The organism is Falsiroseomonas sp. RANM36 (genome assembly GCF_056682175.1).
Genome location: NZ_JBWXTD010000004.1, coordinates 560163 through 565826, shown reverse-complemented (window position 1 = coordinate 565826; position 5664 = coordinate 560163). Strand labels below are relative to the sequence as shown.

Here is a 5664-nt window from a genome sequence, read left to right as displayed (position 1 = left end):
GGCGCCTGGGCCGAGCTCGGCCGCTCGTCCCACCCGCCCGCGCCCGCCGCACCGGGGGGCCCGCCGCGCGCGGGCGCGCGCCGGCGCCATTCCCGTCGCCGCCGCCAGCGCCAGCGCCATCAGCGCATTGTCCGCCTGGAAGCGGCCGGGCAGGGCGAGCATCACCGCGTGCCGGCCGCAGAAGGCCTCGATCTCGAGCTCCTGCCCGTCGGGGCGGGGCGCCTGGCGCAGCAGCCGCACCGATTCGCCCCGCTCGCCCACGGTGAGCAGCCGGAGCCCGCGCCGCGTGGCGATGGCGCGGAGCGACGCGAGGCTCTCGGCCTCCATCTCCGCATTGGCGACAGCCGTCGCGCCCGCCGGCAGCAGCGTGTCGAACAGGCGCAGCTTGGCCGCGCGATAGGCGTCCATGCCGCCGTGATAGTCGAGGTGGTCGCGGGTCAGGTTGGTGAAGCCCGCCGCGGCCAGCGTCACGCCGTCCAGCCGCCGCTGGTCAAGCCCGTGCGAGGAGGCCTCCATCGCCGCATGGCCGATGCCCGCTTCGGCCAGCGCCGCGAGCGTCGCGTGCAGCGCCCCCGGATCGGGCGTGGGCAGCGAAGGGCCCCGCGGGGAGCCGGGCGCAACCAGCCCGAGCGTGCCGAGCGAGGCGGCGCGCGCGCCGTCCAGCGTCCAGAGCTGGCGGAGGAAATCCACCGTGCTGGTCTTGCCGTTGGTCCCCGTCACCGCGACCAGCGTCGTCGGCTGCGCCCCGTGGAAGGCCGCGGCGAGCAGCGCCAGGGCGCGGCGCGGATCGGCCGCTGTCAGCAGCGGGACGGGCGGCAACTGCGCCGGCCAGCGTGTGTCCTCCGGCGCCAGCACCGCGGCGGCGCCGCGGGCCACGGCTTCGGCGATGAACGCGCGGCCAGCGGCGCGGGCACCGGGCAGGGCGGCGAACAGGAATCCGGGGGCGACGGCGCGGCTGTCGGCGGTCAGGCCCGCGATGCGCGGCGGCTCGCCGCCACGCCAGCGGGGCAGGTCCGGATGGGCGCGCAGCAGCGCGTCCAGTCGGGGTGCGGCCTCCATGTCATCGCGCGGCAAGACTCGCCTCCCGCGGCGCGGCGGGAAGGGAGGCGGCGGGGTGGCGCGCGGCGGCGGGTGCCGGCGCGGTGGTCGTCGCCGGCGCGGCGGGCTGGCCTGCGGGCGCCGGGCTGCGCGGCTGGGCTGCGCGCGTGCCCGCCGGGCGCGCCGGCTGCAGCGGGATCGAAATCGAGGCCTGGATCTCCTCCGCCCGCTCGGTCTCGGGCACCATCCCGAGGATCGGCGCGACGCTGCGGATCACCATGCCGGCGGCCGGCGCGGCCACCCAGCCGGCCGTCGCGTAGCCATGGCTGCGCGCGTTGGGCTTCGGCTCGTCCACCATGACATACAGGGCGTAGCGCGGCGCTTGCATCGGGAAGGCGCCGACGAAGGCGGCGATGCGCTTGTTCTCCAGGTAACCGCCGCGCGGCCCGGTCTTCTGCGCCGTGCCGGTCTTGCCGCCGACGAAATAGCCCGGCACCTCGGCGCTGCGGCCCGAACCCGCGGTCACCACCAGCCGCATCAGCCGGCGCATCGTGTCGGAGGTGCGCTCGCTGACCACGCGGCGGCCCTCCACCACCTCGCCGGGCGCACGCGCCACCAGCGTCGGCTGGCGCAGGATGCCGCCATTCACCAGGGCCGACACGCCGGTCACCACATGCAGCGGCGTGACGGAGATGCCGTGGCCGAAGCCGATCGTCATGGTGTTGATCTCGCGCCAGTCCTGCTGGCGCGGGATCAGCGGCACCGCCGTCTCAGGCAACTCGATCCCGAGCCGCGAGCCCATGCCCATCCGCACCATGAATTCGCGGTGGCGCTGCGTGCCGAGCGCGACGGCCATGTGCGCCGAGGCCAGGTTGGACGAATAGGCCAGGATCTCGGGCAGCGCGAGCCAGCGGTTCTTGCCGCGGAAGTCGTTGATGGTGAAGCGGCCGTAGCGGATCGGGCGGGAGGCGTCGAAGCCGTTCCAGATGTTGACCACGCCGTACTCGAGCGCCGCCGCCGCGGTCATCAGCTTGAAGGTGGAGCCGGGCTCGTAGACGCCGACCGTGGCGCGGTTGAAGCGCGGATTGTAGCCCGCCTCCTCGCGCCGCACGTTGAGGTCGTCCCGCCGCACCGGGTCGGAGAGGTCGAAATCCGGCAGGCTGATCATGCCCAGCACCTCGCCGGTCTGAACATCCATCAGGATGCCGGCGCCGCCGATGCCGTTGAACTCGGTGATCGCCCGCTGCACGGCGTCGCGCAGCGCAAGCTGCACGCGCACGTCGATGGAGAGCCGCAGCGGCTCGCTCGCGTTGTTGCGCAGCCGCTGGTCGAAGCGCCGCTCCACGCCGGCGATGCCGTTGCCGTCCACATCCACGCCGCCGAGCAGGTGTGCCGCCGACCGCCCCTGCGGATAGGCGCGCCGCTCCGACTGCTCGAAATAGAGGCCCGGAATGCCGAGGGAATTCACCGCCTGCTGCTCGCGCGGGGTCAGGCTGCGGGCGATATAGGCGAATTGCCGCTCGCCGGAGAGCCGCGCGGTGACGCGTTCGAGGTCGAGCTGCGGCAGCACCGCCACCAGGCGCCGCGCCACCCGCTCCGGCTCCTCGATCTCCCGCGGATTGGCGTAGAGCGCCGTGACCGGCAGCGAGACGGCCAGGATCTCGCCGTTGCGGTCGGTGATCACGCCGCGCTGGGGCTGGTGCTCCGCCGGCCGCGTCGCATGCTCCATCGCCTGCAGGCGCTTCGGCGCCGCGGGGTCGAGCACCATCGCATCGGCCAGGCCGAATGCCACGCCGCCGAACAGCACGCCGAAGCCGCAGGCGGCGAGCACCAGCCTGGAGCGGGTGCGGCGGAGCATGGCGCGGCGCGCGAGTTCCGGCCGCGTGGCCTTCACGAGTTCGTTGCGCGCGGCATCGGCCAGGTCCGGCCGGCCGCGCGGGGCTGCGTCGGGGGCGGGAGGGATCGGGCTCATCGGGACGCGACCGGGCCTTCCCGCCCGGGCCGCGTCGCCGCCGCGGCGGGCGCGATCGGGACCGGCGGCGCCAGCATCGGCCGGCCGAGCGCGGCGGGCGATCCGAGCGCCGAGACGACACCCGGTTCCTGCGCCGCGAGGCGGGTGGGGCGCGGCGCGGGCTCGGCGGGCGGCGGCGTGGGGCCGGCCGGGCGCCCCGCGGGCGGCGGGCGCGGGGCGGGGCGTGCGGGCGCGGGGCGCGGCGCGCTGGCCTCGGCGATCCGGTTCGCCTGCTCGGCGCGCTGCGCCGCGAGGGTGGCGACCAGGGCCTGGGGCGCCGGCGTCTCCGCCTGGCCGCGGGCAGGCGGCGCCGCGCGGCCGCGCGCCGGCGTGCGCTCCGGCGTCGCCGCGAGCATGGTCGGCGGCGCGTCCGCCGGCGCCGGCGCGAAGAGGTCGGGGGCGCCGGCGAAGGCCACCGCACCGGGCAGCCGCCGCGGCAGGTCGCTGAGCCGCACGAAATGCTGCGGCTGCATGGGCTCCATCGTCAGCAGATGGGTCGCGGTCTGGCGCAGCCGGTCGGGCTCGTTCAGCAGCGCCCATTCGGCGCGCAGGATGTCGATGCGCTGCCGCGCCTGCTCGGTCTGGCGGCGGATCTCCACCAGCTCGCGGTCCTTCACCGCGACCGCGTGCTTGATCTGGTAGAGCCAGGCCCCGGCCCCGGCGAAGGCGCAGAAGCAGAGCAGCGTGAAGGGGCGGATCATGCTTGCACCTGCATCGGGGGGCTCAGGCGTTCGATGGCGCGCAGCCGCGCCGATCGCGCCCGCGGATTGGCCGCGGTCTCGGCGGCGCCCGGGCGCAGCGCCTTCGGCGTGACCAGCGCGAAACCGGGCGCGGCGCGGCTCAGCAGCGCCGCGGGATCGTGGCGGGAGGCGCCGCCCTGCCGCCCGCTGGCCTCGGCCATGGCGCGCTTGACGATGCGGTCCTCGAGCGAGTGGAAGGACACCACCACCAGACGCCCGCCCGGCGCCAGCAGCCGCATCGCCGCGGCGACGCCGCGCTCCACCTCGCCGAGCTCGTCGTTCACCGCGATCCGCAGCGCCTGGAAGGAGCGGGTGGCGCCGTCGATGCCGGAGGGATCGCGCGGCACGGCGCGGCGCACGATCTCCGCGAGGCGGGCGGTGGTCTCGATCGGCGCCTCGGCGCGGGCGCGCAGGATGGCGCGCGCGACGCGCCGCGCATGCCGCTCCTCGCCGAATTCGGCGATGATCCGGACGAGTTCGTCCTCGGGGAGGGTGTTCACCAGCTCCGCCGCCGTCGGCCCCGCGTCCTCTCCCGCTCCGCCCATGCGCATGTCGAGCGGCCCGTCGGCGCGGAAGGAGAAGCCGCGCGCCGCTTCGTCGAGCTGGAAGGAGGAGACGCCGAGATCCATCACCACGCCGTCAAGCTGCGCGACACCGTGCGCGGCAAGGCTGTCCAGCATGTCGCCGAAGCGGGCATGCAGCAGGTGCAGCCGTCCCGGGTGCCGCGCCGCCAGGGCGGCGCCGCGCGCGATCGCCTCCGGGTCGCGATCGATCGCCCAGAGCGTGCAGTCGGACGCGGCCAGGATCGCGGCGGCATAGCCGCCGCCTCCGAAGGTGGCATCGAGATAGGTGGCGCCGGTTCTGGGCCGCAAGGTTGCCAGCACCTCCTGCAGCATGACGGGAACGTGTCCGCTCATGGCATGCCGCGCGGAGTCGTGTTGAGAGGCGATGCGGCCAAAGTGAGGCGTTTTTCGCGCACGCGCGCCTTGGCCTCCGCGACATGCGCCTTGGCCTTCTCGGCATCCCAGATCTCGAAGCGGTCGCCCTTGCCGAGGAAGGCCACGGCCTCGTCGAGTCCGACGCCGGCCACCATCTCCTCCGGCAGCACGAGCCGGCCGTCGCCGTCGATTCGCATCAGCGTGCTGTCGGCGATCAGCCCGGCTTCGAGGTCGTCGCGATCCTCGGAGAAGTGCGCGAGGCTCAGGATGCTGTCCAACATCTGCTGGAAAACCGCACGCGAACGCGCTTCGATGCAGGGATGCTGGTGGGAGACGCGGAACACCAGGTGCGAGGTGGCGGCGGCCTCGAGTTCGGCGCGGAAAGGAGCGGGCACGGAAATGCGGCCCTTGCGGTCCAGCTTCCCGAAATGCGTGCCCACGAACTGGGTCATCGCGCCTGTCGTTGCCCCCGCGACGGCTACGGGCCATCGTCCCCTGCTCAGCGGCCGGCGGGGCCCCCCGACCCCACCGGCTCGCCCGACCATCCCCGAAAGTGCCCCTGATGCCCCCCCGAGCGAGGCACCATCGTGGGATGCAATGGGATAGCACGGAGATTTTCTGGGTTACAAGCGGAAATCTACGGGTCGTGCCTTTGCGCGCCGTGATAAAATGCCTGTTCATCAATCATTTACGGGCATTGCCTCAGGCGCGCGAAATTGCATGCAAGCAGATTTCCTGCACATTGCGCGGCGCAAGCCCGCGCGCCCCGGGCGCGGGCGCGGCCAGGTGCTGATCATCTGCGGAGAAAAGCGGCGCCGGATGGCCTGTAAGCCGGGTTCTGTCCGCGCCGAGGGGGTGAGCCCTCGGCGATGGACGACCATTCCTCTGGACCTCCCGTTGCCGGGGGGTTCACGCGGCCAACCCGGGCGGCGGGGGG

Annotated in this window: 5 protein-coding genes and 1 other RNA gene (1 of these 6 cut by a window edge); all 6 read right to left on the bottom strand. The window is 74.3% G+C overall.

Annotated features, from left to right (window positions below; genetic code table 11):
• A partial coding sequence (locus AC1MIR_RS16490; protein ID WP_480029270.1) for a Mur ligase family protein occupies positions 1 to 1074 on the bottom strand: 1074 nt, incomplete at its 3' end.
• Positions 1061 to 3010: a peptidoglycan D,D-transpeptidase FtsI family protein gene (locus tag AC1MIR_RS16485; RefSeq protein ID WP_480029269.1), complete on the bottom strand. Its 1950-nt coding sequence runs from the start codon at positions 3008 to 3010 to the stop codon at positions 1061 to 1063. The genes AC1MIR_RS16485 and AC1MIR_RS16490, both read right to left, overlap by 14 nt.
• Positions 3007 to 3750, bottom strand: a complete 744-nt coding sequence (ftsL, locus tag AC1MIR_RS16480) for a cell division protein FtsL (RefSeq protein ID WP_480029268.1) — start codon at positions 3748 to 3750, stop codon at positions 3007 to 3009. Before ftsL ends, AC1MIR_RS16485 begins: the two co-directional genes overlap by 4 nt.
• Positions 3747 to 4706, bottom strand: coding sequence for a 16S rRNA (cytosine(1402)-N(4))-methyltransferase RsmH (gene rsmH, locus AC1MIR_RS16475; RefSeq protein ID WP_480029267.1), 960 nt, complete (start codon positions 4704 to 4706; stop codon positions 3747 to 3749). Before rsmH ends, ftsL begins: the two co-directional genes overlap by 4 nt.
• A complete protein-coding gene (locus AC1MIR_RS16470; RefSeq protein WP_480029266.1) occupies positions 4703 to 5167 on the bottom strand; it encodes a division/cell wall cluster transcriptional repressor MraZ in 465 nt (154 codons plus the stop codon). The genes rsmH and AC1MIR_RS16470 overlap by 4 nt, the downstream gene beginning before the upstream one ends.
• A gap of 371 nt (positions 5168 to 5538) precedes the next feature.
• An RNA gene (gene rnpB / locus AC1MIR_RS16465) (RNase P RNA component class A) lies at positions 5539 to 5664 on the bottom strand; it runs 460 nt beyond the window's last position.